Source organism: Streptomyces kunmingensis, assembly GCF_039533535.1.
GTDB lineage: Bacteria > Actinomycetota > Actinomycetes > Streptomycetales > Streptomycetaceae > Streptomyces > Streptomyces kunmingensis.
This window is the reverse complement of sequence record NZ_BAAATS010000022.1, coordinates 90,415-106,082: the sequence shown is the minus strand read 5'-3', so window position 1 is coordinate 106,082 and position 15,668 is coordinate 90,415. Positions and strand designations below refer to the sequence as shown.

Sequence of the window (15,668 nt, the reverse complement as noted above, 5' to 3'; positions counted from 1 at the left end):
GGGTCAGGCGCTCAGGTTCAGGGCCCAGCTCTCCGCGGTGACCTCCGCCCGCAGGGGCTGTCGGTCGACCCAGCGGGCGAGTTCGTCGAGGACGTGATCGGTCAGCCGGCCGATCTCGGTGCCCAGGGACCCGGCGATGTGCGGAGTGATCATCACGCGGCCGAGCCGGCGCAACGGCGAGTCGGCGGGCAGCGGTTCGGGGTCGGTGACGTCGAGGATCGCGAACAGCCGGCGGGCGGCGCATTCGGCGGCCAGCGCGTCGGGGTCGACCAGCGAGCCCCTGGCGGTGTTGATGACCGTCGCGAAGTCGGGCAGCCTGCGCAGCTCCTCGGCGCCGATGAGATGGCGGGTCTCGGTCAGTTCGGGGGCGTGCACGGACAGCACGTGCACACGCGGCAGCATCTCCGCCAGCGGCACGAGGGTCGCGCCGGCGCGGGCCACCTCGTCCGGATCGGCGTACGGGTCGGCGACCAGGCAGGTCGTGCCGCCCAGCATCTTCAGGAGTTCGACGACCCGCCGCCCGATCCGTGAGAAGCCGACGATGCCCACGGTCCGCCGGAAGTTGGACAGGTCGCCGTACCCGGTGACCGAGCCCCAGCCGCCGTACGCGTGCTGCTCGTCCGTGGCCAGGAACGGGGCTTTCTTCCCGGCGAAGATGATCGCGGCGAGCGTGTACTCGGCCACCGGTACGGCGTTGGCGTCCGCGGCGCTCGTCACCTGGATCCCGCGCCGCCACACCTCCGGGCCGACCAGGTCGCGCACGCTGCCGGCGCCGTGCAGCACGGCTCGCAGCCTGGGTGCCGCGGCGAGCCGCTGCGCGGTGAGGGCGGGCGCGCCCCACGAGGTGAGCAGCACTTCGGCGCGGGCCAGGCGTTCACGCGACCGTGCGCTGTCGAGGCTGTCCGTCCAGCAGGGCTCGTCCAGGGTCACGAGGTCGGCGAGGCGGTGCAACCGGTCCTGGTCGAAGTGCGCCTCGAAGCTGGACCTGCTCATCACGACCAGAGCGCGGGCCTTGGGCTGCATGCGGTGCGGGCTCCTCTGCCTTCGGGCACCCGCTCGAACAGCAGGTGGCATCCACGTTTCCGGCGAGTTCCAGCCAGAAGACGCTGAGTCAGAGATAGTGGTCGCCCACACAGACCCACCAGAGCTCGACCAGAGACGAAACAAAGCGAACAGACTCGAACATCGCCCGGCTCAGTTCCGGACGGGAGGGACGCGGCATGACCTCGATACGGCCCGGCGGGCACGAGGGACCCGAAAGATCACCTGCGGGATCCGACCAGCTGTTCGCGCTGCAACGCCGCGAACGGCTGATGGATCAGCTGCGGCTGCACGGCGCCGTTCGCGTACGCGATCTCGCACGGGACCTGTCGGTCAGCGAGCTGACGATCCGGCGCGACATCGCGGCCCTGGCCGAACGTTCCCTGCTGACCAGGGTGCACGGCGGGGCCACACTGCCCTCCGCCCTGGAGCAGGAACCGGTACGCCGGCGCAGGCTCGCGACCCCCGCGTTCACGATCGGGATGGTCGTGCCTTCCCTGGACTTCTACTGGCCGCACATCGTCAGTGGCGTCCGCAACGCCGCGGCGGCGCACGGCGTCAACATCCAGCTGCGGGGCTCCAGTTACGACCAGCTGGAGGACCGCCGGCAGATCGTCCGGCTGACCGAATCCGGTCAGGTCCAAGGGCTGCTCCTCGCACCGAACCTGGAGGGCCCCGGCATGCACGAGATGATCGACTGGATCGGCAAGCTGCCGGTCCCGGTCATCTTCGTGGAACGCAAGACGCCCGAGTGGACCCCGACACCGCACCAGCTCGAATGGGTACGCAGCGACCACGCGACCGGCATGGAGATGGCGGTCCGCCATCTGCACACACTCGGCCACCACAACATCGGACTCGTACTCTCCAAGGGCAGCCCCACCTCGGCACACCTCGCCGAGGGCTGGCGCCGCGCCTGCGCCGAACTCGGTCTCTGCGCCGACTTCCTGATACGCGAGAGCGTCGCCCTCGATGTGCCCGGACACCGCCGCATCATCGGCGACATCCTGGACAGCTGCCGCCGCTCCCGCACCACCGCCCTCATCGTGCACAGCGACCCCGACGCCCTCTCGGTGGTCCAGTACCTGACCGAGCAGGGCATCCGCGTCCCCGACGACATGGCGCTGGTCAGCTACGACGACGAGGTCGCCCACCTCGCCGACCCGGCCATCACGGCGGTGCGGCCGCCCAAGGCGCTCGTGGGCCGCACCGCCGTGGAGATGATGCTGGCGCGCCTGCTGGAAGGCAGCCGCCGCCCGGCCCAACGCGCGCTCATCCTGCCGGAGTTGATGATCCGCTCCTCGTCGCTGCCGACCGCACCGTACCCTCTGCCCGCGCCCACGACGCGGCGCCACCAACAGCTGTGAGCGGCCCCGGCGGTATCCCCCGCCCGGACCGCTCACCTGTGCAGGCCCTGCCCGCTGCTACTGCCCGGCGTCCTTACGTACCAACTGGTCGTACGCCGCCCGCAGCCTGCCCGCGACCTGCTCGACGCCGGTGGTGTCGAGGCCCTTACGCCCGTTCACGGATGCCTTCGCGGCAGCCTTCGCGGCACTGTGGGCGCGGGCGAACACCGCCCAGGTCTCGTCGGTGTAGTCGCCCTTCTTCGGCGTCCCGACCTCCGTCAAGGCGTGGCGGACCGGTGCCGTGTCCACAGCACCCCGCACCCGGTCGCCGGAGCTGACGTCGAAGGCGTCCAGGACGAGCTTTCCGGACTTCAGCACGAACCGCACCTCGTGCCGGCCCGTCGGCAGACCGCGCAGCGCGTACGTCGCCAAACGCTTGTCGGTGGCAGCGGTCTTCGCGTTCCTGACCATCAACTCACCATCGACATAGACGTCGAGGACGGCGCTTCCGTCGTTGCCCCCGATGACGTCGACGCCCGTGCCGCGGAACGGGACAGTGAACGACGCGCCCGCCGTCGCACTGGTCGACGTCGACCGGTACCAGTCCATCGCGTCGCCGAACGACGCCTTCCGGCTCCACGTGCCCTCGTACGTGACCGCGCTGTCCATGTTGTCCAGCTGAGAACCGGTGTACGGCGTGTAGCCGTCGATCCTCTCGACCTTCAGGTTGTCGAAGCCCGTCTTCTGGAAGCCGCTGCCGAGCTTGACGCGGCCCGCGGTCTGCGGGGTCGGGTCGTCGTACGTCGCGACCGCCTTGCCGTCGACGAAGGCGGTGATCTCCGACCCCTTGGCCTCGACGGCGAGACGGTAGCCGTCGGCCGCCGCGACATTACCGCGCGAGAGGACCGTGCCGTACTCGTAGAACGTCCAGGCACCGTCGGGTCCGACACGCAGGTTGTAGGCCGCGTCGCTGATCGCCATCCCCTTCTGCTGGCGCACGCCCAGGGCCGCGAGACCGCCGTCCGCGTCGGGGAACGAGACGTCGACGGACGCCTTGTAGTTCTCCCAGCGGAAGTCGCCGACCGTGGTGTTGGGGGTGTTCTTGTTCCAGGCGGCCGTGTCCTTCATGGTCTGGTCCATGTACTGGTACAGCACTCCGTCGCCGCCCACCTCCCAGGCGCCGGTCTGGTCGACCATGTACCGGGGCTGGTTGCCGCGCGAGGCGAGGTAGGTCTCGAACGTCCTGCCGACCCGGACCCTGCCCTCTTCGTCGTAGGCGAAGTCGTCCGCGTACAGGAAGGTGTCGCGGGTGTTGCTCCGCTTGCCGTGCGCGTCGGTGTCGAGCACCGTGCGCTCACCGGACTTCGGCAGACGCTGGCCTCCGGAGCCGTCGGCGCTTTTGTCGAGCGTGGTGAGCGTCGTGATGGACCGCGGCTTCACGGTGTACGTGTACGCGCCTTCGCCGTCGGGGCGGATCTCGTCGACCAGATGCTTGAAGTTGGCGTCGTAGCGCTGACCGGCGTCGGCCGCCCGGGTCTCCCACACCTCCATCGTCGGATCGCCGCCGAGCCGTAGATTCTCGGCCTTGACCCGATAAGTCTTCGGCTGGTCACTGTCGTTGACGACGACGGTCGAGAAGTCCTTCTTCGCGGGGTCGGCCAGCGTCATATAGCTGGGGGCGCCGTTGGAGCCGTCCACGTTCTCGGTTCCGCTCACCCCGCTGTAGCTGGCTTCCGGCACCGTGCGCCAGATCCCCGCCGTGTTCGTGTCGTTCTCCCAGCCGGTCTTCGCGAACTGTGTGAACTGCTGCATGACATACAGCGCCGCGTCGTAGTGGAGATATCCCGACCACGGGTCACGGGCGCTCACCAGTTCTTTGTGGCTGTATTGCGCGCCCTCGTAGAACGAGCCGATCGCGGGCTGGAAGATGTAATGCGTGCGCTTCGAATTCGCGTAGCTCTTGACGAGGCGGTTGGCGATGTCGAGGGCGCTCTGCACCCCACCGATCCCGGTACTGGCCCCGCCCGGGCCCTCGTTGTTGTTGACGCGGTAGTCGGTGTAACCGAACGAGCCGGTCCCCTCGCTGTACCAGACCTCCTTGTCCTGCCCGTACGTGTTGTCGCCGGTCGCCAGCTTCGTGTACGGCAGATATGTGGCACTGTCGGCGGAGCCCTCGCGCCGGTCGTCCGTCATGTAGTGGTATCCGGCGGCGTCGACGACTCCGAAGAGGTCGGCGTCGCTGAGCATCGCCGGGCCCATGTGGAGAGTGTTGTTCTCGTCGGAGGCGACGATTTTGATGCGGTGGTACGCCTTCGCGACCTTTTCGCGCACCCCCTTCCGGATTCCGTAGCGGGCGTCCGTGAAGTCCGTGTCGTCAACGATCGCGTTCTTGTACCACTTGATGAACGAATAGTCCGGCGACCGGGTCTCGTTCTTGTCCGGGTTGACGTAGTCGACCATGTACCCGTACTTCTCGTACACGTCGAGGATGGTCTCCTTGTACCACCGGTACATGTCGTCGGTGCCGGTGCCCTTGTTCCATTCCTGCTGGACCCATTGCGGCATCTCCCAGCGCAGGATCGACACCTTGAGCCCCGGATTGACCGTCTTGGCGTCGGCGGCCAGCTGGAAGCCCGGGGACCGGGCGGCGTCGGCGAGTTCGTCCCGGGTGCGCATCGTCGCCGGGTCGGCGCCGGTCGAGGTGTTCGTGTCCGACCCCATCTCGACCTTGACGTGATTGACGAGGGGATGGTCGCCGCCGAACAGGACTCGGATGAGCTCCCAGTACCGGTCGGGGTTCTCGGCCTTGTAGTCCATCAGCAGATTGCTCGTGCTGTTGCAGCTGAGCACGCCGAGGCCCTTGTAGGTCAGGCCGTTGACGTTGTCGGCCCGCACGTCGTCACCGTCGACCACGACCTCGACCGGCGCGTCCGCCGCCCGCGAGGCCGGCGCGACGACCAGTCCCGTCCCCAGCGTCACGGCGGCGGCCGCGACGAGCGCCCCCCACCTCGTCCGTCTGCGCGCATACGTCGCTTGTGCACGTGTCGTCTGTGTACGTGTCGTCTGTGTACGCATCCAGCTTCGTTTCCTTTGCCTCGTCTGCCTCGTCCTGGCTCGGGCGCGGGAACATGACACAACGAAGCCGTTCACCCCCTCTACGGATCGCCCGTACACGACCACACTCATTCGCACTCGAACATCGGGCTCTTGTGCCAACGGTCGTGGCCGCCTTAGAGTCCGTCCTCGGTAAGCGCTTTCTGCGGTCGGGGGCACGCATGGGTCAGAACTCGAGCCGGCACCGCTTCGACTACTCGCCCTGGGCCTTCTGGTCCGAGGCCGGTCCCGAAGAGCATGCCGCGCAGTCCGCTCTGCAGCGCGCCTGGCTGGCCGAGCGCCCCGCCTACGCTTTCGGCGTCCAGTGCTACGTCTCCGCGCTCGCCTCGGTCGACAACGACCAACTGGAGTTGGGCGACCGCTCCTACATCGCCGCCGGCGCCTATCTGACCGGCTCCCTGCACACCGGCCGCGACTGCACGATCAACCCGTACACCGTCGTCCGCGGCGCGGTCGGGCTGGGTGACGCGGTACGCATCGGCGCCCACACCTCACTCCTCGGCTTCAACCACACCATGGCGGACCCCGACACCGAGGTCTTCCGCCAGCCACTCACATCCAAGGGCATCCGCGTCGGGAACGACGTGTGGATCGGCTCCCACGTAGTGGTGCTGGACGGTGTCACCATCGGCGATCGTGCCGTCGTGGGGGCCGGCAGCGTGGTGACGAAGGACGTTCCGTCCGGCGCGATCGTCGGAGGCAACCCCGCGAAGGTGCTGCGGTGGAGGACCGCACGGCCGGAGTCCGCGGTCACCGGCGCGACGGGCGACCTGGCGGGCGCCCTCGCGTCGTTCGCCGACAACGCACGTGCTCAGGCGGGACAGGTGTTGTCGCGCTGCTTCGACGCCGGGACCGACGGCGGCATCTTCATCGACCGGCCCGGTGCCACGCCGACGGTGCGTGCGCAGTGCGACGCGATCGAAATAGCCGACATGCTGCTGGGGCGAGCGCCGGACCAACTGCCGGCCGCCCGGCAGCTCGAGCGCCTACGCGGCTGGCAGGATCCCACGACGGGCATGGTCGGGCCCCTCCTCCCGGACGGAAGTCAACGCGCCCCCGAGCCCACGCTGTTCGACGAGGAGTCCGGCTACCACGTGCTGTGTGTCGGCTACGCCCTCGATCTGCTCGGCAGTGCCTTCCCGGCCCCGATCAGGGTGGTGGCCGACGCCGAAGCCGCTGACATCCTCGCCCATCTGGAACGTCAGCCCTGGGCCGACAGCGCCTGGGCCGCCGGTCACTGGACCGACATCCTGGGGACGGCTCTGCTCTGGAACAAACTGGCCGACCAGTCCCACCAGTCCGTCCGGTCCGATCAGTCCAGTCAGCCCAGTCGGTCCGATCAGTCCAGTCGGTCCGCCGGTCGGTCCGGCGCCCATGAGGTCCTGTTCGGCTGGCTGCTCACGCGCACCGATCCACGCACCGGCATGTGGGGCCTCCCTCGCCCGTCCGACGGTCTGCTCCAAATAGTCAACGGCTTCTACCGTGCCTCGCGCGGCACTTTCGCGCAGTTCGGGCTGCCGACACCCCATCCCGAGCGCGTCGTCGACACGGTCCTGGAGCACGCCCGGGATGTTCGGTTCACTCGGCCCGAGCGGCAGAATGCCTGCAACATCCTCGACATCGCGCACCCGTTGTGGCTGACCCGGCAGACGGGCCACCGCGCCGAGGAGGTCGAAACGCTCGCGCGCCGCCTGCTCACCGACGCGCTGGGGCACTGGACGGACGGCCAGGGCTTCGGCTTCCAGGCACCGCCCCCGGGCGCGCATGTGCCTGCCTCGTCCGTCCCGGGCCTTCAAGGGACCGAGATGTGGCTGGCCATCATCTGGTACCTGGCCGACCTCACGGGCCTGGAACACGTACTGGGATACCGCCCCCGGGGAGTCCACCGCCCCGAGCCGCATCCTGGTCTCCACTCCCCCGGCGTCAGGCACCCTGGGTACGCAGAACACGCTCCCGCGTCGTAGAACAGCGCACACTCGACGAAGACGTAGCCCGCCGTCAATCGACTACCTCCGCGCGCTCGAACGCGATAGCGTCCCCACCGTGAAGTGATCCTCCGGCCGCACTCCTGGCGCGGCACACGCGGACTCATCGGCAACCGCAGCCTCGGACTGCGGTTCTCTCCGCATGGAGCGATCACCATGGTGCACCCTCAACAACCCGCTCTCCCCGTGCTCGGCCCCTCGCCCGAGGCCACGATGGCGGCCTTCGTCGCCCGGGCAACCGCCGACCCCGGCGTGGCGGGCCTGATCCTCAGCGGCTCGCAGGCACATGAAGGCATGCCGACGTCGTTCTCGGACTTCGACGTCCATGTCGTGCTGAGCGACGGGGCGTCATCACCGATCCGGGCTCTGGACGGCTTTCGCTCCGCCCATCTCGACCTCGTGGTCATGACGCTCGACGACTTCCACAGGCGCGGCCTGCGTGACGAGCCGATGAGCTGGCTCCGCTACGCCTACGTACACGCCCAGGTCCTGTTCGACGGGCTCGGCGGCGCCATCGGCGACATCCTCGACACGAAGCGGACGCTGAGTCCCGCCGAGGCAGACGCCGTCGCCGCCGGCTCCCTGGATGCCTATGTCAACCAGACCTACCGCTCACTCAAGAGCCATCGCGACGGCCGGCCGGAGCTTGCCCGTCTCGAACGCCGCGGAGAGCATTCCCTTCGCTCTCGAAGTGATCTTCGCGCTCCATCAGCGGGTACGCCCCTACAACAAGTTCCTCAGGTGGGAGCTCGAGCGGAACGCGCTGAACGACGAATGGAGCGCCGACCAGCTCTTGGCCGTCATCGACGCCATCCTGACCACCGGCGCTCCGTCCGCGCAGCGAGCCCTGTTCCTGCGGATCGAGCAGGCGGCGCGGGCGCGCGGCCACGACCAGGTGCTCGATGCCTGGGGCGAGGTCCTGGTGCTGCTGCGTGGCTGAGGCCCGGGCCGGCCGAACAAGAGCATGAGGTGGGTACGGTCAGTCCGCCAGCCGGGTGCCTCGGCGCCAGATGGCGCGCGTGTTGAGGGTGTCGCCGATGTTGCTCGTCGGGTCGCCGTCGACCAGAAGGAGGTCCGCGCGGAGTCCCTCGGCGATCCGGCCCCGGTCGCCGAGGCGGAAGCGGCGGGCCGTGGTCGCCGTGGCTGCACGCAGGGCGCGTGAGGGGGTGAGGCCGGCCGCCACGAGGTACTGCAGTTCGTGGTGCAGGCTCGCTCCGTGTGCAAGGCCGCCGAAGAACGTCTCGGGCATGGAGACGTCGGTGCCGGCCAGCACGTCGACGCCGGCGGCGTCCAGAGCGCGCACGGTGTCGTACACGTCGTCGAGCTTGCCCTGCGGATAGCGGTTGTAGCTGGAGCGCAGGGTCTCGTCCCACTTGCTGTCGAGGCGCCTGGCGACCCGGGGGTCGTCGGCGAGTTCGCTGCCGGTGATTCCCATCAGGGATGCGTTGAGGCTGATGCAGGGAACGACGAACATGCCCGCATCCTTGATGAGGCCGATGATCTCGTCGCTGTGCGGCTCATCCATGAACACGTGGGCGAGGCCGTCGATGCCGGCTTCGACGGCCATCCTCGTGGCCTCCACTGTCAGCGCGTGGGCCACGGTGAGAGCCCCGTACTTCTTGGCTTCTGCCACACCGGCGCTGACGGTGGCCTGGTCGAGCGAGGGCAGTCCGGGGTGTCCTTCCACGCTGCCGTCGTCGATCATGAACTTGATGAAGTCGGAGCCCCGGGCGAGGAGTTGGGGGACGAAGGCGGCCGCCTCCTCCGGCGTGGTGGAGAACGGCATCAGGGGCATCACTGGGGGCAGGTCCCACTTCGGCCGGAAGCCCTCGGGCATCAGCTCGCTGGGGTGTCCGCCGGGCGGCGTGATGCCGAAGCCGGCGGAGCGCACGTCGGCCACGGTGTCGTCCTCGGTGATGGACCCCCGGTTCTCCCGGGTGTTCATCCCCTGCATCTCCAGCTCGGTCGTCACCCCGAACCGCAGGGCGAGTGCCAGAGAACCCGGGGCGGAGTGGACGTGGGCGTCGATGAGTCCGGGCAGCAGCGTGGCGCCGCTGCCGTCGACGATCTCACTGCCCTTGGGAACCTCGCCGCCGACGCGGGCGACCCTTCCCCCGTCGATGACCACGGTCTGTACGCCGAGTGCCTTCTCCCCGTCGAAGACCCGGGCATTGGTGATCGCAGTGAGTGCCATAGCAGTCCGTCGCTTCCTTGCTCATACCGATTTACATACCTAATGCTATGCAGTTGTCAGACGGTATGCAAATGCGAGGGCGTGCGCCTAGACTCAGGCGCATGAGCAGCGCGTCCTCCTCCGAGCAGCCCTCCGACGACCCGGCGCTGGACCAGATCGGCCCGGCACTGTCACGTCTGCGACGACGCACACCCGCTTCGGGCAAGGACCTCTCCCGCAACCTCGTACTCAATGTGATCGCCGACGCGCCGGACGAAATGACCGTCGGCGGCCTCGCCACCGAGATGGGCGTCGCCCAGCCGGTGGCCAGCCGGACCGTCGGCGCCTGCATAGAGGACGGGCTGCTGCGCCGGGCGGCGTCCCAGTCCGACGGACGCCGCACCGTGCTCGAACTCACCGAGCACGGCGAGGCCGAACGCGCCCGCTTCGCCGCCGAACAGCGCGCAGCGTTCCAGGAGATCACCGCCGCATGGTCGCCGGCGGAGCGGATCCAGTTCGCACGCCTCCTGGTCCGGTACGGGGCCGATGCCGCCGCGTGGTCCAGGAAGCGGGCCGAAAGCCGCGACTGAGCCGCCGCCTGCCCGCGCCCGCGACTCCGGGCCGCCGGTCCGGACGGCGGCTGACCTGGCGAGACCCGCTACGGGCGCGGTGGTACTGAGCCTGCTGTTCGGCTCCCAGGCCGCCGCTACCGGCTCGTGGGGCTGGATGGTGTTCGGGCTCCTGAGACCCCTGCTGGTGCGCTGCACTTGCTCGTCGGCCGTTCCGTGACCCTGCGCGGACGCCGCCGGCGCCGCCCGGGAGGGTGGCGGACCTGCTGTCAGCCGCGCGCGGCGTTCCGCACCGTGCAGGTGTCCGTGTCCGCCGGGCACCAGTGCGTACGGCCGCCCACGAGGTGGAGTTCGAGGTCCGCGTCGCGCATGCCGTTACGGTCGAGCGCGGCGCGCAGCGCCGTGGGGGGCGGGGTGCGGCGGCAGGCCGAGCACACCGGTGACCAGGACACCGTTGCGGGCCTCGACCGTGGCGATCTGCCACATGCCGACGGCGGCCCACTGCTCGGCGACGGACCGGGCGTCGGCTGCCAGGGAACGGTCCCGGGCGACGGTGATCGTGCCGGTGGTCAGCGGCACCGCGATCAGCACCACGACCACCGCCACCGCCACCGCCACCAGCGTCCGGCCGGAGCGGCCGTCCGCGCGATCCGGCGAACGCGGGGACGGCCGCTCCGATTCGATGGCTACGGTGTGCCGGAACCGTGCGGCCGAGCCGTCGCTCGTTCCACCGCCAGGTCGTCGAACTGCGATGTGGTGTACGAGTCGAGGGCCAGGCCGACCTGCCCGTGGTCGTACGTGCTGTCGGTGACCCGGGCGACCTGGGCCTTGTCGATCGTCGCCGTGATGGTGTCGCCCGAGAAGCCGAGCGAGAGCCGGTGCCAGTGGTTCGCCGCGGGGCCGGGCAGGCTCCCCGTCGCCAGGACCTTCGTCGACTTGTCGGGGGCGAGGACCTTGAGCGACCACGTGCCGGAGTCGGCGAGGTCGAGGGAGTAGCCCTGCCACACGTTGACGCGTGCGGAGCCGACGTTGTTGAGCTGGTTCACCACCCGGCCCATGAGCGTCGCCGTGCCCGAGCGGTCGATCGATGTCCTGGTGGAGACGGTGTAGTCGGTCCAGCGGCTGTCACCGGTGAGTGTGAGCGGGCTCGCCACCCGGGACCACTTCGTGGGCTGCGTCGTGATGGCCTGGCGCAGACATTTTCCACTGCGCCCGGCGGCGCACGGGGCGACCTGGAACGCGCCTTCCATGTCCGAGACGTAGCGGGGCGTCGCCGCAGTCCGGTACGTGTCGAAGGTGTCGCGGTAGGGCAGCGCCATGGTCTTCGCGCGGGGTGCCTTCTCGACGGCCCGGCCCTTGCCTCCGGGCATGGTCGTCAGCGTGGTGATGGTGCCCGGCTGGAGTGTGACCCGCTTGCCGGGGGCCACATCGGCGCCGCGCACGAACCAGTCGCCGGGGTCGGTCGACTCCAGCGTCGTCGACCATCGGTGCAGTGCGGTGCGCGGCAGACGGCCGGTGGGGGTGACGCTCACGTTCTGGGGCGCCGTCGCGCCGGTCGTCTCGAACACCGTGGTGTACGCGGGCCGCTTCCCGGGAGAGCGCAGCGTCACGTACGTGCCGCCGCCGTCGAGGTAACCGCTCGCCGAGTCGACGTAGCGCCAGCCCGGGTGGGTGAACTGCGCGGTCTGCGCGATGGTCCACAGCGTCGGGCCGAGGTCGTAGTGCCCGCCCCACGGCTCGTTGGACTGGAGCAGGCCACTGCCCGCCATCTGGACCGTGGGGTACCAGGCGTACGCGGCGGGCCAGTTGATGAACCCGGTGATGCCCGAGTCGACGTACTCGTGGTTCATCTCGGCGGCGAGGCGGCTCGCTCCGGTCAGGTAGTTGTTCCAGCCCGATTCGCTCGCGAACAGCGGTTTGTCGAGGCTGAGGGCGTCCGCCGAGCTGGAGCAGTGGATCGCGGAGCAGGGGTAGTGGATGCCGACGACGTCCGTCGCCGCGTCGAACGCGGGGTCGTTCTTCATGTCGGTCGCGACGTCCCAGCCCGCACTGTCCGCGGCGACCACCTTGACGTCACCGTAGCCGCGTTCGACGAGGGCGGCCTTCAGGTCCACGTACCAGGCGGCGTCCCAGCCCTTCTCGTTCCAGCCGCCGAGGTAGTCGATGTCCAGGTGGTGCTGCCGGGCGCAGCCGAGCCACTTGGTCAGGTAGTCGATGTTGTCGGCGGACCAGAAGCCGCCGTCGAACCAGCCGGGGGCGCCCCACTCGAGCCCGTAGAACTGGATCTGCGGATTGCGCTTGTGGGCCTCGTTCATGAGCCACCACTCGTAGCCGCGGTTGCAGTCGACCTGGCCGCGGGCGCGCATATGGCTGGCTTCTGCGCCGTTGCTGGAGTTGGTGTCGGCGCCGATCTCGACCTTCAGGATCTGCAGGGAGGCGCCGTAGCCGGGCTTGAAGAGGTAGTCGAGGATCTGGTTGCGCTGCGGCTCCGGGTAGTCGACGAGCAGCCGTGACGTGCCGCCGCCTCCGCTGATGGCGCCGATTCCGTCGAACGTCCGCCCGGTGCCGGCGCCGTCGACGGTGATCCGCTGGGTGGCGGTGTCGGTGGCCTGTGCTCCGGCCGGGGCGACGAGCGCGAGGCAGCACACGATCAGGGCGCACACCGCGCCTCGGACGCGGCGCATGGGGGACGTCCGTCTTGCCTTCAACAACATGAACATCGAACTCCGTTTCCCTGACGGCTCGTTCAGAGCTTTACGTGGCTGCGGGCCGCCGGGATCTGACGTCCGCGGGGCGGGCGGCCCGGCGCGAACACCTCGATGCGGGCCGGTCCGTCGGCGTTGATGTCGAAGGTGGCGCCCTTCGCGGTCAGCACGAAGTCGCGGATCGCGACGCGGGCTCCGGTCGCCCGGAAGAGGGTCCTGCCGTCGCGGGCGAGCGTGGTGCGCGTCGGACCGCAGGAGACGGCATACGTGTGACCGCGCAGCTCGACACCCTCGACGGTGTTGGTGCCCGGCAGAGTGAGCGAGCCGAACATCAGGGCGCCGGGGTCGCCGTCCCACGGGTTGTCGGAGAGCAGTTCGTGCAGGCCCTGTACCGCCATCGCGTTGGACCAGGAGTAGGTGCGCCAGGCGGTGTCGACGGCCGAGTCCATGACGGACTGGCCCGGTTCCGGGTCGAAGGACTCGGGGAACCAGTTCTCCTTGTCCCAGGCGTCGAGGTACATCGCGGTGCTGCGGGCGGCGAACTGTCCGGCAACGTTGTCAAAGCCGTAGCGTTTGACGCCGTCGTACACGGTGAAGTTCATCGGCGGCCACGCGGCGCCCTTCCACTGCTCGGGCGCGGTGTCCTCGCCGTAGCGGTCGAAGAACCGGAAGTGCTCGGAGTCCGGGTGGACGGGGCCGCCGGAGCAGTACGTCGGGTCGTTGCGGGCGACGCTGGGGATGACGTGATCGCCCCAGAACTCGTCCGGGTTCAGCAGATGGTCCTCGATCAGGGTGCGTGCCCGGTCCTGGGTGGCGATCCCCGCGAACAGCGGGTAGAAGACGGTCGGTGTGACGACCTCGTTCCATGTGCCGTCGAGGTAGCGGCTGAGGTAGAGGCCCTTCTCGGCGTGCCAGAGGCGGTCGTTGAGCAGGCGCCGGATCGTCGCATGCTGCTCGGCGAACCGGGCGGCGTCGGCGGGCCGGTCCAGGACCCGGGCCATCTTGGCGAGTGTCTCCGCGAGCAGCGCGTAGTAGGAGTTGAGCGCCACATCGGTGAGGTCGGTGTTGTCGCGGGTGTCGCCGCTGCCGCCCTTTTTGGCGATCCGGTGGTAGTCGGCGTAGACCGGGCTGTCGTCCAGGCCGAGGTGGTTGCCCCGGCCACCGATCCGGTCGCCGAAGTAGGGGGTCTCCAGGAGGCCGTCCCCGTCGGTGTCCCACTCCGGCAGCAGGTCGTGGAAGGTGACGAGCGCCGGATATGCCTTCTCCAGGACCGTGCGGTCACCGAACTTGGTGTACAGCCGCCACACGGCGTACGCGTGCATGGGCCCGGCGTTCTGCTGGTCGTAGCGCGGGCCGGTCAGCGGCACCTGATGGGGCGGGGCGGCCGCGTCGAAGACGTCCGTCTCGTGCTGGAGGGCGAGCGGGCGGCTGACGAGGGCGGCGTCGATGGCGTCGAACGCCGAGTCCCAGCCCGTGAACAGACCGCCTCCGCCGCCCCAGCCCCACAGGACGAAGTTGCGCTGGTGGTCGCGGTCGTAGTTCGTGTTGAGGGAGAGGGCGTCACGGACCGCGTCCGCCGCCCGCCCCACCGGTCCCGAGCCGGTGAGGTTCGCGTCGCGCACACGTGCCTCGGCGGCGGCGAGGGTCCGCTCCGCTTCGTGCACCTCCGGCGTCGCCACCTTCTGCGGCCGGTCGCCGATCCGGGCGGCGAAGGTGACGGACTCGCCCTTGTCGAGGCGGTACGTGAGCGCGGCGACCGCCGTGCCGGTCGCGCCGGTGCCGCCGGTGACTGCGGCGGTCATGTCCGCGACCGACGCGTAGCAGCCGGCGGCGTCGGCGGGCTCGGTGCAGGCGACGCTGATGTGTCCGGTGCGGGCCGCGTCGAGGACGCCGGGAGCTTTGCCCGTCATACCCGTCTTGTGCCGGCCGTCGAGGGCGAAGGTGGCCTCCTCGCCCCAAGGTGTGGCCAGTTCGAGGACGATCGTGGTGTCGTCGTCGAGCGCGGTGACCGTTGCGACCAGGCCGTCGCCGCCCTCGGTGCGCGCGTGGCGAACACGTATCTCGCGCCGCTCGCGCTGTGTCTGCTCGTACTTGGCCTGGAGCTGCGGGAGTTTGGTGGTGGCGTCGGCGACCGCGTCGGCGCTCCACTGGTCCGGGTGCGCGATCACTTCGCGCAGCGCGTCGAGGTGGGCGGGCATGACGGTGCGGTCGTCGGTGCTCACACGCACCTGCCGGTAGGCGCCGTCGGGTGCGATCGGGCCGATCCGCCACAGGTAGTTGGTCATCTTCTCGCGGATGATCTTTCCCTGGGCGGTGAGCAGACCGACGCGCAGCGCGAACCGCGCCTCGCCGGCCCCGACGAACAGGGCGCCCGTCCACTCCTGGTCCTTGACGCCGGGCATGGCGAAGGGCCGCTTGAGCGTGGGGTAGGGCAGCGCGTCCGGGGGCCCGGCGGCGGTCGCGGGAGCGAGGCCGGCGGAGCCCTCGGCTGCATCCGCTGAGCCCTGACCGGCAGTCAGTGCGAGGGCCGGGCCGGCGAGTCCGGCCGCGCCCGCCGTTCTGAGGAAGTGGCGCCTGGGCATCTGATGATGCGGCACGTTGTGTTGCCTCTCTGTGCGGAAGGGGCAAGCTTGAGCCGACGTTCGATATATCGACCAAGGCTCGATATTCCGACCGCCAGCTACGCGTAGCTAAGAAGGACGCACCGCGCGTGTCAAGACGTCGAGGGGTTCCGG

Annotated in this window: 10 protein-coding genes; 4 read left to right on the top strand and 6 right to left on the bottom strand. The window is 69.5% G+C overall.

The features are described 5' to 3' along the window. Positions 1-3 precede the first annotated feature (3 nt). Complete coding sequence (locus ABD366_RS26530; protein ID WP_324765823.1) at positions 4-1,023, bottom strand: hydroxyacid dehydrogenase; 1,020 nt, start codon at positions 1,021-1,023, stop codon at positions 4-6. A 197-nt stretch (positions 1,024-1,220) separates the two neighbouring features. Between ABD366_RS26530 and ABD366_RS26525 the strand changes: the two genes are divergently transcribed. Further along, complete coding sequence (locus tag ABD366_RS26525) at positions 1,221-2,408, top strand: substrate-binding domain-containing protein (protein WP_324765824.1); 1,188 nt, start codon at positions 1,221-1,223, stop codon at positions 2,406-2,408. 57 nt (positions 2,409-2,465) lie between these two features. Here ABD366_RS26525 and ABD366_RS26520 read toward each other — a convergent pair whose 3' ends face one another. Then, complete coding sequence (locus ABD366_RS26520; RefSeq protein ID WP_324765825.1) at positions 2,466-5,462, bottom strand: GH59 galactosidase; 2,997 nt, start codon at positions 5,460-5,462, stop codon at positions 2,466-2,468. A 200-nt stretch (positions 5,463-5,662) separates the two neighbouring features. Between ABD366_RS26520 and ABD366_RS26515 the strand changes: the two genes are divergently transcribed. Then, positions 5,663-7,465, top strand: coding sequence for an acyltransferase (locus tag ABD366_RS26515; RefSeq protein WP_324765826.1), 1,803 nt, complete (start codon positions 5,663-5,665; stop codon positions 7,463-7,465). Positions 7,466-8,132: 667 nt separating this feature from the next. Beyond that, on the top strand, positions 8,133-8,426 hold the full coding sequence (locus ABD366_RS26510) for a hypothetical protein (protein WP_324765827.1): 294 nt from the start codon (positions 8,133-8,135) through the stop codon (positions 8,424-8,426). A gap of 39 nt (positions 8,427-8,465) precedes the next feature. On the opposite strand, the gene ABD366_RS26505 is transcribed toward ABD366_RS26510, so the two are convergent. Next, positions 8,466-9,680: an amidohydrolase family protein gene (locus tag ABD366_RS26505; protein ID WP_324765828.1), complete on the bottom strand. Its 1,215-nt coding sequence runs from the start codon at positions 9,678-9,680 to the stop codon at positions 8,466-8,468. A 101-nt stretch (positions 9,681-9,781) separates the two neighbouring features. On the opposite strand from ABD366_RS26505, the gene ABD366_RS26500 reads away from it, so the two are divergent. Further along, positions 9,782-10,249 (top strand): MarR family winged helix-turn-helix transcriptional regulator, encoded by a 468-nt coding sequence (locus ABD366_RS26500; RefSeq protein ID WP_324765829.1) that lies wholly within the window; start codon positions 9,782-9,784, stop codon positions 10,247-10,249. Between the two features lie 354 nt (positions 10,250-10,603). Here the strand turns inward: ABD366_RS26500 and ABD366_RS26495 are convergent, their stop codons facing one another. The 3 genes from ABD366_RS26495 to ABD366_RS26485 all read right to left on the bottom strand — a co-directional run bounded on the left by ABD366_RS26495 (position 10,604) and on the right by ABD366_RS26485 (position 15,515). Continuing rightward, complete coding sequence (locus tag ABD366_RS26495; RefSeq protein WP_324765830.1) at positions 10,604-10,840, bottom strand: hypothetical protein; 237 nt, start codon at positions 10,838-10,840, stop codon at positions 10,604-10,606. A 74-nt stretch (positions 10,841-10,914) separates the two neighbouring features. Continuing rightward, a complete protein-coding gene (locus ABD366_RS26490) occupies positions 10,915-12,912 on the bottom strand; it encodes a glycoside hydrolase family 30 protein (protein WP_324765831.1) in 1,998 nt (665 codons plus the stop codon). A gap of 62 nt (positions 12,913-12,974) precedes the next feature. Further along, positions 12,975-15,515, bottom strand: coding sequence for an MGH1-like glycoside hydrolase domain-containing protein (locus ABD366_RS26485; RefSeq protein WP_324765832.1), 2,541 nt, complete (start codon positions 15,513-15,515; stop codon positions 12,975-12,977). Positions 15,516-15,668 lie beyond the last annotated feature (153 nt).

Coding starts and splice junctions, on each gene's coding strand:
- ABD366_RS26530 (WP_324765823.1), bottom strand. CDS start 1,023: ATGCAGCCCAAGGCCCGCGCTCTGGTCGTGATGAGCAGGTCCAGCTTC.
- ABD366_RS26525 (WP_324765824.1), top strand. CDS start 1,221: ATGACCTCGATACGGCCCGGCGGGCACGAGGGACCCGAAAGATCACCT.
- ABD366_RS26520 (WP_324765825.1), bottom strand. CDS start 5,462: ATGCGTACACAGACGACACGTACACAGACGACACGTGCACAAGCGACG.
- ABD366_RS26515 (WP_324765826.1), top strand. CDS start 5,663: ATGGGTCAGAACTCGAGCCGGCACCGCTTCGACTACTCGCCCTGGGCC.
- ABD366_RS26505 (WP_324765828.1), bottom strand. CDS start 9,680: ATGGCACTCACTGCGATCACCAATGCCCGGGTCTTCGACGGGGAGAAG.
- ABD366_RS26500 (WP_324765829.1), top strand. CDS start 9,782: ATGAGCAGCGCGTCCTCCTCCGAGCAGCCCTCCGACGACCCGGCGCTG.
- ABD366_RS26490 (WP_324765831.1), bottom strand. CDS start 12,912: ATGCGCCGCGTCCGAGGCGCGGTGTGCGCCCTGATCGTGTGCTGCCTC.
- ABD366_RS26485 (WP_324765832.1), bottom strand. CDS start 15,515: ATGCCCAGGCGCCACTTCCTCAGAACGGCGGGCGCGGCCGGACTCGCC.